Here is a 20,061-nt window from a genome sequence, read left to right on the forward strand (position 1 = left end):
CGCCCCGATGCCAAAGGCAAACATGCGCCCTAGCTGCACCGCCGTTCGGCTTCTTCCAAAGCGGCGGTGTACCCCAGCAGCGAAAAGGTGTCCTTCGTGGTGGTCCCGCGCGAGGATACCGCTGTAAGCACCGCGTCGACCCCGCGTTTCATCGCCGCGATGATCTTGCCATCATCCGAGGTCGAGGCCGGCCAGGCCCATTCGCCCTCGGTAAAAAGCTCGAACTCGTCGTCCCCGATGACAAGGCTGACCGTGGAGTCGTCGGCGAACGGATAGCCGCCGGTGAAAGTGACCTGCCCGTCAACCCCGGCTTCGGGCCGGAAGAAGGTCATCAGAAGGATTTCGCCGCGGCGCACCGCAACAACCCGTCCGTCGCGGGTATTCACGGTTTCGGTCGGTGCCGATACCACCCAGCATTCCCGCGGATCATTGTCCTCGAACACGCTCCATGCCGTTTCGGCCGCGACCTGATTGTCGCTCTCTTCCTGCGCGACAGCGCCTGTTGCTGCCATTGCCATTACTGCCCCGGCGATGCCGCGTGCGATAAGTGATACCATATGACCAGCCTCCAAGCCGTCCTTGAGCCCCGGTTTGCCGGCGCTGCCACCCCTCTCCCGGGGGATTTTATCGGCAACCGCCTGTTCTGTCTCGACATTGCTACAATAGCCTGAGACAGGCCACAAACGAAAGTTGATATTGGCGGATTTTCGCACAGACCGCCGGGAAGGAGATCGCACCCATGACACAGGCCCCCGAACTGGTGGAAATCTGGCGCGGACCGTTGGCCGAGAGCGTGCATCGCGGGCATGCCGTGATCTGCGATGCTGACGGCGGAATCCTCGAGTCGTGGGGAGATCCCAAGACCACGATCCTGCCGCGGAGTTCGGCAAAGATGATACAGGCCCTGCCGCTGGTGGACAGCGGTGCCGCCGATGCCCATGCTCTGACGTCCCGGCATCTTGCGCTGGCCTGTGCTTCCCACAACGCCGCCGACATCCATACCCGGCGCGTCCTCGCATGGCTTGAGGCCTTGGGTCTTTCCGAAAGCGATCTGCGCTGTGGCCCGCAGGAGCCGGATGACATTTCGGCCCGCAACGCCCTGATCCGGGCCGAGCGGGCGCCCTGCCAGATCCACAACAACTGTTCCGGCAAGCATTCCGGGTTTCTCACCCTCAACCGCCATCTCGGGGGCGGAGCGGATTACGTGGCGCCGGGTCACCCGGTTCAGCGCGCCTGCCTCGAAGCTTTCGAAAGCACGACGGGCGAACGCAGCCCGGGTTTCGGGATCGATGGCTGTTCGGCCCCGAATTTCGCCACGAGCCTCCACGGAATGGCCCGTGCAATGGCCTTTTTCGCATCCGCCGACAAGCGCGAAGGCGCCCGTGCCGAGGCCGCGGAGCGGCTTTGGAAGGCGATGGTTTCCCATCCCGAACTCGTTGCGGGCGAGGGACGGGCCTGCACCGAACTGATGCGCGCCTGCTCCGAGCCGGTGGCCCTGAAGACCGGTGCGGAAGCCTTCTTCGTGGCGATTCTGCCCGCGCGGGGCCTCGGCGTGGCGCTCAAGATCGTCGATGGCGGCACGCGCGCGGCCGAATGCGCCATCGCCGCCCTGCTTGTGCGATTGGGGGTTCTGGATGCGGATAACCCCGCCACACGCCGTTACATGAACGCCCCGGTACTGAACCGGCGGCACATCGAGGTGGGCCGGATCCGTCCTGCGCGGGCCCTTATGTGAACCTGCGCCGAGGGCGTCGTCGATACCTCCCGGAGAAATGGCGTGCCGCTGCCCTCCCCTGAGGTGTGTCCGGCCGGTCGAAACGGGCCTGCCGGGCTTCATCTTTCCCCAAATACTCCCGCCGGAGGCGCACAATGCCGCAAGCGGCAACGCCTTGCGACGGGCCGGCGCTACAGAGGGGCGAACGCGTTTCGTGTGTACCCCTGAAGATAGAGAAGCGCGGTCAGGTCGCCGTGATCGATGCGCACGTCGCACTGTGCAGCGACCGCCGGCTTGGCGTGCAGCGCAACGCCGATCCCGGCGCGGTGCAGCATGCCCAGGTCGTTGGCCCCGTCACCCACCGCGATCACGTCGACTGCGCAGATGCCGCGCTGCGCGGTGATTTCCGACAGGGCCCGGATCTTGGCCTTGCGCCCCAGGACGGGCCGCGCCACGTCGCCGGTCAGGCGGCCATCCGCCGCCAGAAGGGTGTTGGCATGGTTCTCGTCAAAGCCCAGCAGAGTGGCGACGCGGGAGGTGAAGGCGGTGAAGCCGCCGGAAACCAAAACGCAATGCGCGCCCGAGGCCTGCATCGTCCGGACCAGTTCGCGGCCGCCGGGCGCAAGCGTGATGCGCTCTTCCAGCACCTGCGTGATCACGGTTTCCGGCAAACCTTCGAGCAGCTTCACCCGTTCCAGAAGCGCGCCCTCGAAATCCAGCTCGCCGTTCATGGCACGCGCGGTGATGTCGCGCACATGCGGACCCACGCCCGCTTCCTCGGCGAGTTCGTCGATGCATTCCTGCTCGATCATGGTGCTGTCCATGTCGGCCAGAAGCATCTTCTTTCGGCGGTCCTTCGCGGGCAGAACGTTCAGGTCGACGCCCATGGCCTTCGTTTCGGCGCGCGTGTGCTCAAGGTTTTCCGGACTCCGGACAATGTCGAATTCCGCCGCCTCCCGGGGGCTCAGCCATCGGGCGTCGCCCCCGCCCCACGCGTTGCGAAGGTTGTCGACAAGGGCGGGATCAAGGGCGCCGCGGGGGGCGATCAGCGTTGCGATGAACATGAGGCAGGTTTCCGATCGTGGTCGCTTGGGTCGCATTCACGCGCCCGAACGGCGCTATAGCGACATTTCTGCACTTGCGAAAGGGCCGGGAAGGTCGTACCCCCCTCCTTGGGACACCCCTCCCCAACGAGGGGCAAATATCTGGAAGGATATCATGACCGATATTGCAAAACCGGCAGCGCGGCCGGCAAATCCGCGTTTCTCCTCGGGCCCGTGTGCCAAACCCCCCGCATTCGATCTTGACAGGCTTTCGGGCGCTCCCCTTGGCCGGTCGCACCGGGCCGCCCCCGGCAAGGCGAAGCTGAAGGCCGCCATCGACGGCACGCGCGAAGTGCTGGGCATTCCGGACGACTATCGCATCGGCATCGTGCCCGCCTCTGATACGGGGGCTGTCGAAATGGCGATGTGGAACCTGCTGGGTGAGCGCCGGGTCGAGATGCTGGCGTGGGAATCCTTTGGCGCCGGCTGGGTGACAGACGCGGTCAAGCAGCTCAGGCTAGATGCCGTCGTGAAGACCGCCGAGTACGGCGAGATCGTGGATCTGGCATCCGTTGACACCGACAATGACGTTGTCTTCACATGGAACGGAACCACCTCCGGCGTGCGCGTGCCCAATGGCGACTGGATCAAGGATGACCGCGCAGGCCTGACAATATGTGACGCCACCTCCGCCGCGTTCGCGCAACGCCTGCCATGGGACAAGCTGGATGTGACGACCTTTTCTTGGCAGAAGGTCCTGGGCGGCGAGGCGGCGCACGGCATGCTGATCCTCAGCCCCCGCGCAGTGGAGCGGCTGGAAAGCTACACCCCGCCCTGGCCGCTGCCCAAGATCTTCCGCCTGACAAAGGGTGACAAGCTGATCGAGGGCATTTTCGAGGGCGCCACGATCAACACGCCGTCGATGCTGGCGGTCGAGGATTACCTGCTGGCCCTTGACTGGGCGCGAGAGGTTGGCGGATTCGAAGGCCTTCGCGAACGTGCCTATGCGAATCTGGCTGCGGTCCAGGTGTTCGTGGCCGAGAATGACTGGCTTGCCTTTCTGGCCACCGACCCCGAGTTCCGTTCCAACACCTCGGTCTGCCTGAAATTCACCGATCACCGGATCCGCGATGGTGCCGCCTTTGCCAAGGCGGTGGTCAAGCGGCTGGATGCCGAGGGCGTGGCATATGACATCGGCGCTTACCGCGATGCGCCGCCGGGCCTGCGGATCTGGTGTGGCGGGACTGTGGAAACCACCGACATCGCGGCCCTCATGCCGTGGATCAGGTGGGCTTTCGAGACCGAGATCGAAGCACAGGCACAGGCCGCCTGATTCAGGGCAAGGCCCCTGCGCCAAAGCTGACCCTTCTCCATGCGACACAATGAGATCCCCGCCGGGCGGGGATGGTATTCCAACGACACCGCCCGCATTGGCGGGACGACATTACAGGATTGAAAATATGGCTCCCAAGGTACTCGTGTCCGACAAGCTGTCGGAAACCGCCGTGCAGATCTTCCGCGATCGCGGCATCGACGTCGATTTCATGCCCGAACTGGGCAAGGACAAGGAAAAGCTGGCCGAGGTGATCGGCGATTACGACGGGCTCGCGATCCGGTCGGCCACCAAGGTGACCCCCAAGATCTTCGAAAAGGCCGGCAGGCTCAAGGTTGTCGGGCGCGCCGGTATAGGCACCGACAATGTCGACAAGGAAGCGGCTTCCAGAAAGGGCGTGATCGTGATGAACACGCCCTTCGGCAACATGATCACCACGGCCGAGCACGCGATCGCGATGATGTTCGCGGTGGCGCGGCAGATCCCTGAGGCAAGCGCCTCAACGCAGGCGGGCAAGTGGGAGAAATCCAGGTTCATGGGCGTGGAGCTGACCGGCAAGACCCTCGGGGTGATCGGTGCCGGCAATATCGGCGGCATCGTCTGTGACCGCGCCCGCGGCCTGAAGATGAAGGTTGTCGCCTACGATCCCTTCCTGAGCCAGGAAAAGGCCGACAAGATGGGCGTCGAGAAGGTCGAGCTCGAGGAGCTTCTGGCGCGGGCCGATTTCATCACCCTGCATGTGCCGCTGACCGATCAGACCCGCAACATCCTGAGCCGCGAGAACCTGGAGAAGACGAAAAAGGGTGTGCGGATCATCAACTGCGCGCGTGGCGGGCTGGTGGATGAACAGGCGCTGGCCGACCTGCTGAAATCCGGCCATGTGGCGGGCGCGGGCTTTGACGTCTTTGCCGAGGAACCCGCCACCGACAATCCGCTCTTCGGGCTGCCCAACGTCGTCTGCACACCGCATCTTGGGGCCGCCACCACCGAAGCCCAGGAAAACGTGGCCATCCAGGTTGCCGAACAGATGGCGGATTACCTGCTGACGGGGGCGGTCAGCAACGCGCTCAACATGCCTTCGGTCAGCGCCGAGGAGGCCAAGGTGATGGGGCCCTGGATCAACCTTGCCGATCACCTCGGCAGTTTCATCGGGCAGATGACGGACGAACCCATCAAGGCGATCAACATCCTATATGACGGCGTGGTTTCCGAAATGAACCTCGAGGCGCTCACCTGCTCCGCGGTGGCGGGGATCATGAAATCCGTCAACCCCGAGGTGAACATGGTTTCCGCTCCGCCGCTGGCCAAGGAACGCGGGGTCAGGATCTCGACCACTACGCAGGACAAGTCCGGCGCTTTCGAGGGTTACATCAAGCTGACCGTGGTCACCGCCAGGCGCGAACGCTCAATCGGGGGCACCGTGTTCTCGGATGGCAAGCCGCGGTTCATCCAGATCAAGGGTATCAACATCGACGCCGAGATCGGGCGCCACATGCTCTACACCACCAACCGCGACGAGCCCGGGATCATCGGTGCGCTCGGGCAGACGATGGGCGAAAGCGGCGTCAATATCGCCAACTTCACCCTCGGACGGAAGGATTCCGGCGGCGAGGCCATCGCGCTGCTCTATGTCGACGCGCCGGTCTCCGAGGATGTCATCGCCAAACTTCACGCTACCGGCAAGTTCCAGCAGATCAGGCCACTGGAATTCAGTGTCGCCTGACTGCTTGTCATGAGAAACGGCCGCGCCGTCCTGCTTTTCGGGGCGGCGTCAGGTCCGTGGCCCGGGCTGAACGCGGGACCATCCCGGGACATCACAGCATTGCGAGGGCCGTCACCGTGTAGCCGCCGGCAAACACAACTCCATGATCACGGTGTGGAACTGGAGCCGGCTCTCGTGTTATGATGAGTGCCGGAGGTGCGAGAAATGACCATCCGCCGCTTCGCAGCCATGATCTTGTTGACCGGCATGGCCGTGGCAGGCGCATATACTGCATGGCTCAACGCCTCGTCCCCGTCAGACGCGTACAAGCCGCTTCAGGCAACAGGCGAAGCTCCGTTGGACGGGATGACATTCTCCGGCATGATCGGCCCCGAGGGAGCACCGAAGGATGTTGCCGATCGTTTCGTGTTCGAGAACGGAACCTTCGTGTCGAAGGAATGCGAACTGCGTTGCGATTACCCGGCCCGGCCCTACAAGGCATGGCGTGAGGATGGCGCATGGCATTTCATCTCGAAAACACGCTGCCCGTACAAGGACGCAACGATCGTCTGGCGCGGCCGGGTCGAGGATGGTCGGATCGAGGGCATTGCAACCTGGACGATCCGCCGCTGGTACTGGACACTCGAACGCGATTTCGCCTACGAGGCCACCCGCCCCTCTCCGCGGCGGACCACGGCGCAGATCGAATAACATGAGATCACGAAAGCCGCGTTCGCGGCCGCTGCGCGCGGTGCTCAAGGTCGCGATTTTCGCACTTGTGCTGCTGGCGGTGAACCAGCTTGCACAGGAGGTGCGCCAGGCCCTCGATTTCGATATTCGCCCCAGCAACGAGGCCACGGTGCACAGGATGCTCATGTTCGTTGCCGTGCTCTATGCGGTGACGCTTGCGCTGCCATTTGTCCCCGGCGTCGAAATCGGCCTCGGGCTCATCGCGGTGCTTGGCCCGGGAATTGCCCTTCTTGTCTATGTCAGCACTGTTGCCGGATTGGTGCTCGGGTTCCTTCTGGGGCGGATTGTCCCCGAACGCGTCCTGGTGGGTCTGGCCCGTGATCTGGGGTTGCGGCGCAGTGCGGTGCTGCTGTCCGGATTCGCGGCACTGTCCCCCGAGGAACGGCTCGAACGGTTGTTCTCGGTGGCGCCGAACCGTTTTTCGACGCTGCTCATCAGGCATCGGTACATCGCGCTTGCGATTGTCGTGAACCTTCCCGGCAATTTCCTTGTCGGCGGGGGCGGCGGCATCGCGATGCTGGCCGGGCTGAGCCGGCTGTTCTCGTTTCCCCTGTTCGCGCTGACCATCGCCGTCGCCGTCTCGCCGGTGCCGGTGGCGCTTCATGTCTGGGGGCCGTCGATCCTGGGGCCGTGAAAGGACCGATGCCGTGCCCTTGTCCGCACCGCCCGCCGGCTTCATAGTCATCGGCAGGAGGCATCGAATATGGGCATTCAAGAAAAGCTGAGCGAAGCCGTCGCGGCCCGTCGCGACGCGCTGGTTGCGCTGACGCAGGATCTGATCCGCATTCCCACCCGCAACCCGCCGGGAGAAAATTACCGCGACATCTGCGATTACCTCGACCGCCGCCTGCTGAGCGCCGGGTTCCGGACCGAGCTGATTCGCGCCGAGGGCGCCATCGGCGACAGTGATCGGAACCCGCGCTGGAACCTCGTCGCCCGGCACGAGGGCGCGCGCCCTGGTCAATGCGTGCATTTCAACTCGCATGTCGATGTGGTCGAGGTGGGCCACGGCTGGAGCATGGATCCCTTCGGCGGCGAAGTCAGGGATGGGCGGGTTTACGGGCGCGGCGCCTGCGACATGAAAGGCGGGCTGGCCGCCAGCATCATCGCGGCCGAAGCCTTCATCGAGCTTTGCCCCGGCTACGCCGGCGCGATCGAGATCTCGGGCACTGCGGACGAGGAATCGGGCGGCTTCGGCGGTGTCGCGCATCTGGCCGAACAGGGGTATTTCAACCCCGACCGGGTGCAGCATGTCATCATCCCCGAACCGCTCGGCAAGGATCGCATCTGTCTTGGCCATCGCGGCGTCTGGTGGGCAGAGATCGAAACGAAGGGCGAAATCGCGCATGGCTCGATGCCGTTCTTGGGCGATTGCGCGGTGCGCCACATGGGTGCGGTACTCCGCGAGATGGAGGATACCCTGTACCCCGCGCTTGCGCGCAAGCGCACCGGGATGCCGGTGGTTCCCGACGGGGCAAGGCAATCCACGCTCAACATAAACTCGATCCATGGCGGGGAGCCTGAACAGGCCGCCGATTACACGGGGCTCCCCAGCCCCTGCGTGCCCGACCGCTGCCGCATGGTGATCGACCGCCGTTTCCTGATCGAAGAGGACATCAGCGAGGTCGAAGCCGAAGTTCGCGAGATGCTGGAAACCGTGCGGCGCGGGCGGCCGGGCTTCGATTACGCGATCCGCGAGCTGCACCGCGTCCTGCCCACGATGACGGCGCGCGAGGCGCCGGTCGTCGCGTCGGTTTCCGCGGCGGTGGCGCGGGTTTTCGGGCATGACGCCGATTTTGTTGTCAGCCCGGGCACCTATGATCAAAAACACATCGACCGGATCGGACGGCTGCGGAACTGTATCGCCTACGGGCCCGGTATCCTCGATCTGGCGCACAAGCCGGATGAATATGTGGGCATCATGGACATGGAGCAGTCCGCGCAGGTCATGGCGCTGGCCCTCCATGATCTTCTTCAGGAATGACCGGCAGACCGCCGCGCCGGATTTGGCCCATACGGTCCTTGATCACGCGGCCGTTTGCGGAAACACTCGGCCAACAGGTGCGAAATGCACCGTCAAACGGGGAGGGATATTCGATGAGACTCAAGATCCGGGCGGCACTGACCGCGCTTGCCACAATTTCCGCCGTCGTGGCGCACGCGAAGGAGGACATCGTCATCGGGCTTCAGCTTGAACCGCCGCATCTCGATCCGACGAGTGCTGCGGCGGGCGCGATAGACCAGGTTCTTTATGCCAACGTTTTCGAGGGGCTGACGCGCTTCGGTCCGGACGGATCGGTTAACCCGGGCCTTGCGAAGGATTGGGAAATTTCGCCGGACGGCACCGTCTATACGTTTCGCCTGCAGGACGGCGTGCAATTCCATGACGGCACAGCAATGACGGCCGAGGACGTGAAGTTCAGCCTTGATCGTGCCCGCGCCGAGGACAGTCAGAACGCCCAGAAGGCGCTTTTCGCAGGCATCGAGAGTGTCGAGGCGGTCGATCCGCTGACCGTCCGGGTGACCCTGAAATCGCCCGAGGGCGATTTCCTCTTCAACATGGCCTGGGGCGATGCGGTGATCGTGGCGCCCGAAAGCATTGCCAACATCAAGCAGGCGCCGGTAGGCACCGGCGCCTTCCGTTTCGAGGACTGGGTGCAGGGTGACCGGATCGAGCTGACGCGCAACGCCGATTACTGGGGTGAGCCGGTGGCGCTTTCCAGTGCGACCTTCAAGTTCATCAGTGATCCGTCCGCCGCCTTTGCCGCCGTGATGGCCGAGGATGTGGATGCCTTCACCGGCTTTCCGGCCCCCGAGAACCTGCCGCAGTTCGACGCCGATCCGCGCTTCCAGGTTCTCGTTGGGTCAACCGAGGGCGAGACGATCCTGGCCACCAACAACGCCAATCCGCCGCTCGATGATCCCGGGGTGCGCAAGGCAATTGCCCATGCCATCGACCGCCAGGCCGTCATCAACGGAGCCATGTTCGGCCTCGGAACCCCCATCGGCACGCATTTCCCGCCGCATCACCCCGATTACGTGGACCTGACCGGGTTGTCCGAGTACAATCCGGAGAAGGCGCGCGCGCTGCTGCAAGAGGCCGGGTTTCCCGACGGGTTCACCACCACCCTCAAGCTGCCGCCTCCGTCCTATGCGCGCCGGGGCGGCGAGATCGTGGCGGCACAGCTGCGCGCCGTCGGGATCGACACCGAGATCACCAACCTGGAATGGGCACAGTGGCTGGAACAGGTGTTCCGGGGCAAGGATTTCGGCCTGACCATCGTCAGCCACACCGAACCCATGGACATCGGGATCTACGCGCGGCCGGATTACTACTTCCAGTATGACAACCCCGAATTCCAGACCCTGATCGGAACCCTGAACGAGACGGCGGATCCCGCGGAGCGTTCGCGCCTCCTCAGGCGGGCGCAGCGGATCATCGCGGAGGATTACGTCAACGGGTATCTTTTCCAGCTTGCCACGCCGACCGTCGCCAATGCCCGTGTCCGGGGTCTTTGGAAAGATGCACCCACCCAGGCCACCGATCTGACCGGGGTCTATTGGGTAGAGTGACAACGGGGGAGGTGAATAATCTCCCGGTCCGCGCGCTCCGCCGTGTCCGGGACAAACCCGGGGCAGGGCGCCCGTGATGCTGGGATATGCGTTGCGTCGGCTGGTCTCGCTTGGCGTGTCGCTGGTTGTGGCAAGCCTCGTGGTGTTCCTGACACTCGAGGTGGTGCCGGGCGATCCGGCGGCCTACATGCTGGGAATAAACGCGCAGCCCGACACTCTGGTCGCCCTGCGCGAGGAGCTGGGGCTGGATCGTTCCCGCTTGTCGCGATACCTGAGTTGGGTGGGCGGCATGCTGCAGGGCGATTTCGGCATCTCCTACACTTACCGCACCCCGGTTTCCGGGATGATCGCGGATCGGCTTCAGGTCAGCCTGCCGTTGGCGCTCTATGCCCTGACCCTGAGCACGCTGATCGCCTTTCCCGCCGGCATCTGGGCGGCGCGTCGGCGCGGCTCTCCGGTCGATGCCGGGATCATGGGCCTGACGCAGCTTGGCGTGGCGATCCCCAATTTCTGGTTCGCGATGCTGATGGTGCTGGTCTTCGCGATAAACCTGCGCTGGTTCAGTGCAGGCGGTTTCGCCGGGTGGGAGACGGGGCTCGGTGCCGGGCTGAAATCCCTGACACTGCCGGCCATCGCGCTGGCGCTGCCGCAGGCCAGCATCCTCACGCGGGTCATGCGATCGGCGCTTCTGGACACGCTGTCGGAGGATTACATCCGCACCGCGCGCGCCAAGGGGCTGACACGGGCGCAGGCCCTGTGGCGCCATGCGCTCAGGAACGCGCTGATACCGGTGCTCACGATCATCGGCTTGCAATTCTCGTTCCTGCTGGCGGGGGCCATCATCATCGAGAACGTCTTTTTCCTGCCGGGGCTGGGCCGGCTGGTGTTCCAGGCCATCGCGGCGCGTGACCTAATCGTGGTCGAATCGGTGGTGATGCTTCTGGTTTTCGCTGTCGTAATGGTCAATTTTGTGGTCGATCTGGCCTATTCGGCCGTTGATCCCCGTCTCAGGGGGCGGCGATGAAGGGCCGGTTGACCCTGATACTCGGTGCGCTGTTGACCGCCGTCTTCACCGGCGCGGCGCTGGTCTCGCTGCTGTGGGTGCCGCATGACATCGAGTCGCTTGATATCGCCAGCCGCATCCGCCTGCCTTCGCCGGCACATCCGCTGGGAACGGATCACTTCGGACGTGACATCCTTTCGATGATCATGGTCGGCGCCCGCACCTCGATCGCCGTGGCGCTGGTGGCAGTGGGGATCGGGATCATGCTCGGGGTGCCGCTGGGGCTGGCGGCGGCGTCGCGCCGGGGGTCGTTGCTGGATGAAGTTATAATGCGGGGAAATGACCTCATATTCGCGTTCCCGTCTCTCCTGATCGCGATCATGATCACTGCGGTCTTCGGGGCCAGCGCGCTCAACGCGATCATTGCCATCGGGATCTTCAACATTCCCGTCTTCGCCCGCCTGACGCGGGGGGCCGCGCTCAGCCTTTGGACCCGTGAATACGTGTTGGCCGCGCGGGTGGCGGGCAAGGGCGCGTTGCGCATCAGTTGGCAGCACATACTGCCAAACGTCACCAACCTGCTGATCGTTCAGGGTACGATTCAGTTCTCGCTCGGCATCCTGGCCGAGGCCGGGCTGAGCTATGTCGGCCTCGGTGCGCAGCCGCCATTGCCAAGCTGGGGCCGGATGCTGGCCGACAGCCAGACGATGATCTCGATCTCGCCACATCTGGCCCTGTTTCCCGGGCTGGCGATCCTGCTCACGGTGCTGGGCCTCAATCTGATGGGCGACGGTCTGCGCGATCTGCTCGACCCACGGCTGCGAAGGGCGGCGCGATGAGCCTTCTGGAGATCGAGGATCTGACGCTCGACATCCACGGGGCGCCGGTTCTGCAGGACGTGTCGGTATCGGTCGGGGCGGGACGGATCACCGGCGTCATCGGCGAATCGGGATCCGGCAAGTCGATGACGGCGCTGGCGGCGATGCAGCTTCTGCCGCGCGGGTCACGCTGCACCGGGCAAATCCGGCTTGACGGGCACGATATGCTGGCGCTGCCCGAGCGGCGGCTTTGCGATCTGCGCGGGCGCGTGGCCGGCATGGTCTTCCAGGAGCCGATGACGGCCCTGAACCCGCTGCGCAGTATCGGGGATCAGGTGGCCGAGACGATCCGCATCCACGAGAACCCGCCACGGTCCGAGGCGATGCACCGCGCCGCCGAGGCGCTGGAGCGGGCCGAACTGCCGCCTGACCGCGTGCCGCCCGGCCGGTACCCTCATGAACTGTCCGGGGGGCAGCGGCAGCGTGTCTGCATCGCCATGGCCATCGCGCTTCGTCCCAGCCTTCTGATCGCGGACGAGCCCACGACCGCCCTCGATGTCACCACGCAGGCACAGATTCTCGCGCTGCTGCGGCGCCTGGTGAACGAAGAGGGGATGGGCCTCATGCTGATCAGTCATGACTTGGCGGTGGTGTCCGGCATGGCTGACGAGATCGCGATCATGCGTGCCGGCAAGGTTGTTGAAACGGGCGGCATCGCGGGGCTTGCGCATCCCTACTCTCGCGCCCTTCTCGAGGCTTCGGATCATGTGCCGGACCGTGCCGGCAGCGGCGGGACCGCGCCGCTTCTGGAGCTGCGGAAGGTGGTGCGCGAATATCCCCTCCCGCGTGAGGGGTTTTTCGGCCCCGCGCGCAGCCATCGTGCCGTGGACAGGGTCAGTTTCGAGGTCCGGCGCGGCGAAAACCTGGGGTTGGTGGGCGAATCGGGCTGTGGCAAATCCACTCTCGCGCGTGCCGTCCTGGGGCTGGAGGCGCTGCAGGGGGGCACGATCCGATTGGACGGGCAGCCCGTCTTCGACCACGGCCGGGTCAACCGCGACGTTCGACGGCGGATGCAGGTGGTGTTCCAGGATCCTTACAGCAGCTTCAACCCCCGTTGGAAAGTGGATCGCCTCGTGGCCGAGCCCTTTCATCTGCTGGATGATCCTCCGCAGGGCGCCGAAAGGGATGCCGCCATCGCCGAAGCTCTGGAAAGCGTGGGGCTTCATGCCGCTGACACGGCAAAGTATATTCACGAGTTTTCCGGCGGGCAACGGCAACGCATCGCCATCGCGCGGGCCCTGATCATCCGTCCCGAACTGATCATCCTCGACGAGGCCGTGAGCGCGCTTGATGTTCAGGTGCGCGCGCAGATCCTCGATCTGCTGGCCGATCTGGGCACGAGGCTGGGGCTCACCTACCTGTTCATCAGCCATGACCTTTCCGTGGTGCGCAACGTCACCGACCGGGTACTGGTGATGCGCGGCGGGCGCATCGTCGAGGAGGGGCGGACAGAGGCGGTATTCAACGCACCGTCCCACCCCTACACGAAAGCCTTGATCGAGGCGGTGCCGCGCCTGTCGGACTCCGCATGAGCGCGCCGCTCATGATCGGCAACCGCGATGCGCGCCGGCTGTGGCTTCATGGTCATGGGCTGGCATTGGCGCCGCAGGGGGCGCCTGACGTGATGGATCTGATCCGCAAGCTGGGCTTCCTTCAGATCGACACGATCCGCAACGTCACCCGCGCCCACCATCACATCCTTTGGACCCGGAACCAGAACTACCGGGAGCATATGCTCTGGCCGTGGCTCGCGGCTCGCGAGCTTTTCGAACATTTCACCCATGACGCGTCTCTCATCCCGATGGAATTCCTGCCCGTCTGGCAGCGTCAGTTCCGGCGACTGGGGGATCGTGCGGCAAGGCAGGGCTGGTATCGCTCGGGCCTTGCCCGGGACGAGATCGCGCGCATACGTGCCCGGATCGAGACTGAGGGACCATTGTCGACCCATGCCTTCGATACCCGCGCGAAAAGCCGAGAAATGTGGGCACGCCCGCCACACAAGAAGGCACTGGAGCAAATGTGGTATGCCGGTACGCTGGCCACCGCGAAGCGTGAGAATTTTGTCAAGTTTTACGATCTGGGCGAGCGTGTCTTCCCTGCTCACTTACGCGACGGACCACCGGATATCGACCAGGTTGACCGGCTTTGCGATGCGGCGCTTGAGCGCCTCACTTTCGGGACAGCGGGTGAAGTGCAGCGCTTCTGGGCGGCCACCGACGCAGACGAGGTGCGCGCCTGGATCACCCGCCGACCGGTATTGGTGCCGGTGCGCGTGGAGGCCGCCGACGGCGCGTGGCGTGACGCGCTGGCACCGGTCGACATCGAGTCTCGCCTTGCCGCCGCGCCCGCGGCAACCTCACGGCTGCGGATCATCAATCCGTTCGATCCGGCAATCCGGGACCGTGGCCGGCTTATGCGGCTTTTCGGGTTTTCCTATCGCAACGAGATGTTCGTGCCGCGCGCGAAGCGCCACTGGGGATATTATGTCTACCCCCTGCTCGAAGGGGACCGTTTCGTCGGGCGCTGTGAACTCAAGGCTGACCGGGCGGCGGGCTGGCTTGCCGTCACCGGCTTCTGGCCGGAGCACGGGGTGAAATGGGGCCCGCGGCGTTTTGCCGGACTCGACGCCGACCTGCGGCGTCTTGCGCGTCTCGCCGGAGTGTCCGAAACCCGCTGGGAGGTGCGCCCGCCGGGCTGAGGCGCTTGGCCGGCTGGCGTGGCAGGGTCAAACCGGCTAGGCATGGGGCAACGACAGGTTCAGGGGAACAGCAGGATGCGTCTGGAAGGCAAAACGGCGATCGTCACCGGCGGGGCGAGCGGCTTTGGCGAAGGGATCGTGCGCCGTTTCGTTGCGGAGGGCGCGCAGGTGATGATCGCGGATCTCGACACGGCGGCCGCCGATGCGCTGGCCCGCGACATCGGAGCCCTGGCGCGGACCGCGGATGTTTCCGATGGCGCCAGTGTGAGCGGACTGGCGGCCGCGGCCGAAGCCGCCTTCGGCCTGCCTGATATCCTTGTCAACAATGCCGGGATCACCCACGCGCCGCAGCCCCTGGAGGATATCGACGAGGCCGGGTTCGATCGCGTCCTCGCCGTCAATTGCAAATCCGTCTATCTCACCGCGCGGGCATTCGTGCCCGGTATGAAGGCCCGCGGCAGCGGCGTGATCCTCAACATGGCCTCGACCGCAGGCGTCAGCCCCCGCCCCAACCTCAGCTGGTACAACGCCTCGAAGGGCTGGATGAACACCGCCACGAAGACGATGGCGATCGAACTGGCGCCTTCGGGTGTTCGCGTCAACGCGCTAAACCCGGTGGCCGGGGAAACCCCGCTTCTGGCCAGCTTCATGGGCGGGGACACGCCGGAAATGCGGGCAAAATTCCTCTCGACCATTCCGCTCGGGCGGTTTTCCACACCGGCTGACATGGGCCATGCCGCCGTCTTCCTGTGCAGCGACGAGGCCGCGATGATCACCGGCCTCTGCATGGAGGTCGATGGCGGGCGCTGCATCTGAGCCGGATCTGTCACAGAGTCGTTGCGCGGCCCCTTTATCCGGATCCCAACCGCAAGGAGCACAGCATGGTCCTATCCGCCTTTAACGCGCCCGGGCAATTCTACCGCGGCAACCTGCACACACATTCCACCCTTTCGGATGGTTGCCTCGACCCGGCCGAGGTCTGCCGACGGTATCGCGCCGAAGGTTATGATTTCATCTCGCTGACCGATCACTTCATCGGGCAGTACGGATATCCCATTGCCGATACCACGCCGTTCCACGAGACCGGCTTCACCACCATTCCCGGCGCCGAACTCCATTCGGGTGCGATGCAGAACGGTGAGCTGTGGCACATCCTCGCCGTTGGTCTGCCGTCCGGTTTCACCCCGCCCGACGCGCCCGGCTTCCTGCCGGTAGAAGGTCAGGAAAGCGGCCCGGCCATTGCCCGCCGCGCGCGCGAAGCCGGGGCCTTCGTCACCATTGCCCATCCCCACTGGTCCGGGCTGACGCTGGCCGATGCACGGTCGATCGACGCCGCGCACGCGGTCGAGATCTACAATCACGGCTGTGCTGTCGGCTGTGACCGCGAGGGGGGTGGCCATGTTCTGGACCTGTTGTTGTCAGAGGGACGCGAGCTTTCCCTGATCGCCACTGATGATGCCCATTTCTACGAACCCGATCATTTCGGCGCCTGGGTCATGGTGAAGGCCACCGACAACACGCCCGACAGGCTTCTTGCGGCTCTCAAACAGGGGGATTTCTATTCTTCCCAGGGGCCGGCGATTCACGACGTGGCCCTGACGCCCGATGCGGTGACGGTCGATTGCAGCGCCGCCGCTGCGGTCATCGTGCAAGGCCACGGACAGGCGGCTGCCGCGACTCATGGCCGGTCCATGACCCGCGCGACCGTGCCGCTCGCAAGGGTTGCGGGGTCGCCCTGGCTGCGGGTCACCGTTGTCGATGCCGCCGGGCGCCGCGCCTGGACAAACCCGTTCCGCGCCTGAATCGCGGGCGGGATCGCGTCAGGGGGCCGGCCTGTCCCTGCCGACCCCGCCATATCGGCGACAGGGATCTGACAGGCACCGGCGGACCCCGGACGGAACAACTTGGAAGGCGCCGCCAAGGATCCGGTGCAGTGGCCGACCTTCATAGCACGGGTTGCGAACAGTCCGGAGGCGAGACCTTGCGGGCATTGCCATTCCAGAGGAAAGCCGCGCATCGGCGGGCCGCGGCGCGGCGATGCGCGGCGGCCTTGTTCCGCGCGGGCAATTTTCGGGTTCGGCTCTCACGCAGCTTTTGACTAGGACGGCACGGAGGGTCGCTGTCACGAACTGGCAATGACTTTGCAAACTCTCCTCACTGCACATAACTGCTGCTCGGGTGTTCGCCGAACGGCGGAGGCATAGCGGATGCAGGCCGGGAAACTTGCGCCAGGTGCGAAACACTGGCACGGCCAACAAGAGGAGCGCCAATGCCCCATGATCATGACCACGCCGATATCGGCCCGGCCTCCGGCGACCGTCGGGTATCCATAGCGATCTGGGCCAATGCGCTTCTCACGGTCGCGCAAATCGCCGGGGGCATCCTGTCCGGCAGCCTTGCCCTGATCGCCGACGCGTTGCACAACTTCTCGGACATGGCTTCGCTGACGATCGCTTTCGCCGCCCGCAAGATTTCGCGTCGCCCGGCCGACGAGCGCATGACATTCGGCTACGGCCGGATCGAGATCGTCGCGGCACTGATCAACTATACCACCCTGATCCTCGTGGGGTTCTATCTGATCTATGAAGGCGGCATGCGGATCATCGCCCCGCCCGAGATCGGTGGCTGGACGGTGGTCATCCTCGGTGGTGTCGCGCTTTTGGTGGATACGCTGACGGCATGGCTCACGTGGTCGATGCAGAAGGACAGTGTAAACATCCGGGCCCTGTTCCTGCACAACCTTTCGGATGCCCTGGCTTCGGTTGCGGTGATCACGGGCGGTGCCCTCATTGTCCTGTACGACATGAGATGGGTCGATCCGGCGATCACCATCGGCATCGCCCTCTATATCCTCTACCTCGCGTTCTCTGAAATCGGCGGCCCGATCCGCACCCTTATGCTGGGCAGCCCCCCGGGCATCGACAATGGCGCTGTCGTGGCCGCGGTCCGCAACGTCGATGGCGTGGTGGATATCCATCACGCTCATTTCTGGCAGATGCAAGAGCATGCCGCCGCTCTCGACACGCATGTGGTCGTCGAGACGGGCTCCTGGGATCGCGTCGAGGATATCAAGGATACGATAAAGCGTTTGCTCGAAGCCGAGTTCGGTATCATCCATTCGACTCTCGAATTCGAACGGGAGGACCGGGCCCACCGGAACGCCAGCCTTTATGGCCACGGACTGAAGCAGGAGAACCCGCAGAGCGATTGACACCGTTTGCCGGGGTGGCACTGCCTGATGGGGACGGAGCCGGCACGATGCCCGGGGATCCGGCACGCGTCAGTCCGGCCCCGGTTGCCGAAAGGTGAATGTGGCCTCCAGTGGCGCTGCGACGCCGCGCAGCGCGAGCGCAATGGCGGTTTGCAACACCCCGTGACGCGCCCGGCCCGAACACCCAGTTCAGGATGGCGCGACAAAGCCCTCAGGCGGGTTTTCGAGGAACCATGTCTCCAGGCTGCGGGCCAGCCTTCGCTCGGGCGCGTCTTCGGCAAGGCCGCCCCTGATCACCGCGCGCCAGGGTATATCCAGGCCGGTCTCGGTGACGCGCACCGGGACGAGGCCGCCATCGGCGAATTTCGGGCGAAGCGCCCAATGGCTGAGGATTGACACGCCCAGCCCGGCCCGGATGAGTTCGCAGATTGCATCGACCGATCCGATGTTGTCTTCGCGGAAAGGCATGACGTTGTCCGGGGTCCAGACCCGGTCGGCCTCGAAACCCGGCTGACGGATTAGCGAATAAGTCAGGTACCGCTCTTCCACGAAATCGGCCCCCAGAAGATAGGCAGCTCCGGCGAGCTTGTGATCGGGCGGTAGCACCGCGACCAGTTCGTCGTCGAACAGCGAAACTGCCTCGAAGGTTCCCGGCAGGGTATCCCCTGGAAGAATGACAAGATCGACATCCCCCTTTGCGAGCAGGGTATAGGGCGCCATCGCACCCTGGGTCTCGATGGCGATTTCGATCTCCGGATTCTGCACGCGGAACCACGAAAGAAAGTCCGGGAGCCAGTGAAACGAGTTGTAGATCCCGATCGACAGACGAAGAATGTGATGGACGCCCTGCACCGAGGCCATCGCCACCCGCTCGGAGTGGTGCAGGCCGTCGACCATGCGTTCCGCGAACTGTGTCAGGATCTGCGCGGCGGTATTGGGCCGCAACGTGCGGCCCTCCTTGTCAAACAGCTTTACTCCCAGGCGCCTCTCGGCTTCGCGGAGACGATGGGTCAACGCGGAGGGTGTGATCCGCAGGACGGCCGCTGCATCTGCCAGCGTCGCCGTATCCTTGATCGCAAGCAGCATCTCAAGGTGCCGCAAGGACAAGCGAAGTGCCACAGTTGAAATCCTCTCAAATAAAGTGGCAAAATAATGAAATTGTTTCTATCAAAGGTCAACGCCATTCTCGCCAACAGGCGGCCGCCGGTCAGGTACTCCGGGTCTTCGGCGGCCGCGGAAACGCGAGCAATGGAGCATGACATTGGAACAGGCAACATATGACGCCACGGGGACCGTGACCCCGACCAAAGACACCACCACGATGGTCGACACTGACCGCTACCCGATAGACCATCTGGATCATCCGGCCATGCGATCGGTCATCGCCGCTGCGCGTGCCGGCCTGCAACAAGAGGGCTGTGCGCGGATACCCGGCTTCATACGGGCCGAGAGCCGCGAGCTGATCGCCCGTGAGACGGCCATGCTTTCCCCGCGCGCGCTGCACAGCAGCGAAGCCTACACGCCCTATGGCACCGGTCCCGACGAAAGCTTCCCCGAAGGCCACCCGCGGCGGCGCACGCACCGCACGACAAGCGGCAGTGTCACCCGCGATCTGATTCCCGCGGACACGGCGATTCAGGGGATCTACACCGATCCGCGGATGCGCGCCCTTGTTGCCGCCTGTCTTGGCGCCGAAGAAGTCTTTCAGTTCGCGGATCCCATGCGCGGGCTGATCATCAACACCATGGAAGCGGGCAATGAGCTCGGCTGGCACTATGACGCCAACGAGTTCATCGTGAGCCTCATGACGCGGCGGGCCGACGCCGGCGGCGTGTTCGAGTACTGCCCTGATCTTCGCAGTCCCGGCAACGAGAATTATGATGATGTCCGCGCGGTCCTGGACGGGACCAGCGACAAGGTGAAACGTCTGGATCTGCAGGTCGGTGATCTGCAGTTGTTCAAGGGCCGATATTCCCTGCACCGCGTCAACCGTATCGAAAAGGGCGCCCGGCATACCGTGATCTTCGGCTATGCCCGCGAACCCGGCTTCATCGGCAGCGTGGAAAGCACGAAGCGGGTTTATGGCCGGGTGATGCAGGAACACCTGGATGCCGAGCATCGCCGTCACGGCGACGGACTCGCGGACTGAAGGGAGC

Annotated in this window: 18 protein-coding genes; 15 read left to right on the forward strand and 3 right to left on the reverse strand. The window is 64.5% G+C overall.

The window, feature by feature from the left end; translation table 11 throughout:
- Window positions 1-29: 29 nt before the first annotated feature.
- The gene (locus tag DQW77_RS14855) at window positions 30-557 is read right to left on the reverse strand and encodes an invasion associated locus B family protein (protein WP_258523872.1); all 528 of its coding nucleotides are present in this window, start codon (window positions 555-557) and stop codon (window positions 30-32) included.
- 182 nt (window positions 558-739) lie between these two features.
- On the opposite strand from DQW77_RS14855, the gene DQW77_RS14860 reads away from it, so the two are divergent.
- The gene (locus DQW77_RS14860; protein ID WP_113259013.1) at window positions 740-1,735 is read left to right on the forward strand and encodes an asparaginase; all 996 of its coding nucleotides are present in this window, start codon (window positions 740-742) and stop codon (window positions 1,733-1,735) included.
- A gap of 170 nt (window positions 1,736-1,905) precedes the next feature.
- Here DQW77_RS14860 and serB read toward each other — a convergent pair whose 3' ends face one another.
- Window positions 1,906-2,778, reverse strand: a complete 873-nt coding sequence (gene serB, locus DQW77_RS14865) for a phosphoserine phosphatase SerB (RefSeq protein WP_113259014.1) — start codon at window positions 2,776-2,778, stop codon at window positions 1,906-1,908.
- A 154-nt stretch (window positions 2,779-2,932) separates the two neighbouring features.
- On the opposite strand from serB, the gene DQW77_RS14870 reads away from it, so the two are divergent.
- The 13 genes from DQW77_RS14870 to DQW77_RS14930 all read left to right on the forward strand — a co-directional run bounded on the left by DQW77_RS14870 (window position 2,933) and on the right by DQW77_RS14930 (window position 17,905).
- Window positions 2,933-4,090 (forward strand): phosphoserine transaminase, encoded by a 1,158-nt coding sequence (locus tag DQW77_RS14870; protein ID WP_113259015.1) that lies wholly within the window; start codon window positions 2,933-2,935, stop codon window positions 4,088-4,090.
- Between the two features lie 127 nt (window positions 4,091-4,217).
- Window positions 4,218-5,813, forward strand: a complete 1,596-nt coding sequence (serA, locus tag DQW77_RS14875; RefSeq protein ID WP_113259016.1) for a phosphoglycerate dehydrogenase — start codon at window positions 4,218-4,220, stop codon at window positions 5,811-5,813.
- A gap of 204 nt (window positions 5,814-6,017) precedes the next feature.
- Entirely contained in the window at window positions 6,018-6,503 is a 486-nt protein-coding gene (locus tag DQW77_RS14880) for a hypothetical protein (protein WP_113259017.1), read from the forward strand.
- Window position 6,504: 1 nt separating this feature from the next.
- Window positions 6,505-7,176 (forward strand): hypothetical protein, encoded by a 672-nt coding sequence (locus tag DQW77_RS14885; protein ID WP_113259018.1) that lies wholly within the window; start codon window positions 6,505-6,507, stop codon window positions 7,174-7,176.
- Window positions 7,177-7,245: 69 nt separating this feature from the next.
- Window positions 7,246-8,526, forward strand: a complete 1,281-nt coding sequence (locus DQW77_RS14890) for an acetylornithine deacetylase/succinyl-diaminopimelate desuccinylase family protein (protein WP_113259019.1) — start codon at window positions 7,246-7,248, stop codon at window positions 8,524-8,526.
- A 113-nt stretch (window positions 8,527-8,639) separates the two neighbouring features.
- Window positions 8,640-10,115: an ABC transporter substrate-binding protein gene (locus DQW77_RS14895; RefSeq protein ID WP_113259036.1), complete on the forward strand. Its 1,476-nt coding sequence runs from the start codon at window positions 8,640-8,642 to the stop codon at window positions 10,113-10,115.
- Window positions 10,116-10,191: 76 nt separating this feature from the next.
- On the forward strand, window positions 10,192-11,139 hold the full coding sequence (locus DQW77_RS14900) for an ABC transporter permease (RefSeq protein ID WP_113259020.1): 948 nt from the start codon (window positions 10,192-10,194) through the stop codon (window positions 11,137-11,139).
- Window positions 11,136-11,957 (forward strand): ABC transporter permease, encoded by an 822-nt coding sequence (locus tag DQW77_RS14905; RefSeq protein WP_113259021.1) that lies wholly within the window; start codon window positions 11,136-11,138, stop codon window positions 11,955-11,957. Before DQW77_RS14900 ends, DQW77_RS14905 begins: the two co-directional genes overlap by 4 nt.
- Window positions 11,954-13,528, forward strand: a complete 1,575-nt coding sequence (locus DQW77_RS14910) for an ABC transporter ATP-binding protein (RefSeq protein WP_113259022.1) — start codon at window positions 11,954-11,956, stop codon at window positions 13,526-13,528. Before DQW77_RS14905 ends, DQW77_RS14910 begins: the two co-directional genes overlap by 4 nt.
- The gene (locus DQW77_RS14915) at window positions 13,525-14,694 is read left to right on the forward strand and encodes a winged helix-turn-helix domain-containing protein (protein WP_113259023.1); all 1,170 of its coding nucleotides are present in this window, start codon (window positions 13,525-13,527) and stop codon (window positions 14,692-14,694) included. Before DQW77_RS14910 ends, DQW77_RS14915 begins: the two co-directional genes overlap by 4 nt.
- A gap of 75 nt (window positions 14,695-14,769) precedes the next feature.
- Entirely contained in the window at window positions 14,770-15,510 is a 741-nt protein-coding gene (locus DQW77_RS14920) for a glucose 1-dehydrogenase (protein ID WP_113259024.1), read from the forward strand.
- A gap of 65 nt (window positions 15,511-15,575) precedes the next feature.
- Window positions 15,576-16,496, forward strand: a complete 921-nt coding sequence (locus tag DQW77_RS14925) for a PHP domain-containing protein (protein WP_113259025.1) — start codon at window positions 15,576-15,578, stop codon at window positions 16,494-16,496.
- Window positions 16,497-16,963: 467 nt separating this feature from the next.
- Window positions 16,964-17,905 carry a cation diffusion facilitator family transporter gene (locus DQW77_RS14930; protein WP_113259026.1) on the forward strand — a complete coding sequence of 314 codons (942 nt, stop codon included), beginning with the start codon at window positions 16,964-16,966 and terminating at the stop codon, window positions 17,903-17,905.
- A gap of 189 nt (window positions 17,906-18,094) precedes the next feature.
- Here DQW77_RS14930 and DQW77_RS14935 read toward each other — a convergent pair whose 3' ends face one another.
- A complete protein-coding gene (locus DQW77_RS14935; protein WP_147094986.1) occupies window positions 18,095-19,024 on the reverse strand; it encodes a LysR family transcriptional regulator in 930 nt (309 codons plus the stop codon).
- A 136-nt stretch (window positions 19,025-19,160) separates the two neighbouring features.
- Here DQW77_RS14935 and DQW77_RS14940 point away from each other — a divergent pair, with 136 nt between their 5' ends.
- The gene (locus tag DQW77_RS14940) at window positions 19,161-20,054 is read left to right on the forward strand and encodes a hypothetical protein (RefSeq protein ID WP_220124971.1); all 894 of its coding nucleotides are present in this window, start codon (window positions 19,161-19,163) and stop codon (window positions 20,052-20,054) included.
- Window positions 20,055-20,061: the final 7 nt, after the last annotated feature.

It is taken from the genome of Roseovarius sp. TE539 (genome assembly GCF_003298505.1).
GTDB lineage: Bacteria > Pseudomonadota > Alphaproteobacteria > Rhodobacterales > Rhodobacteraceae > Roseovarius.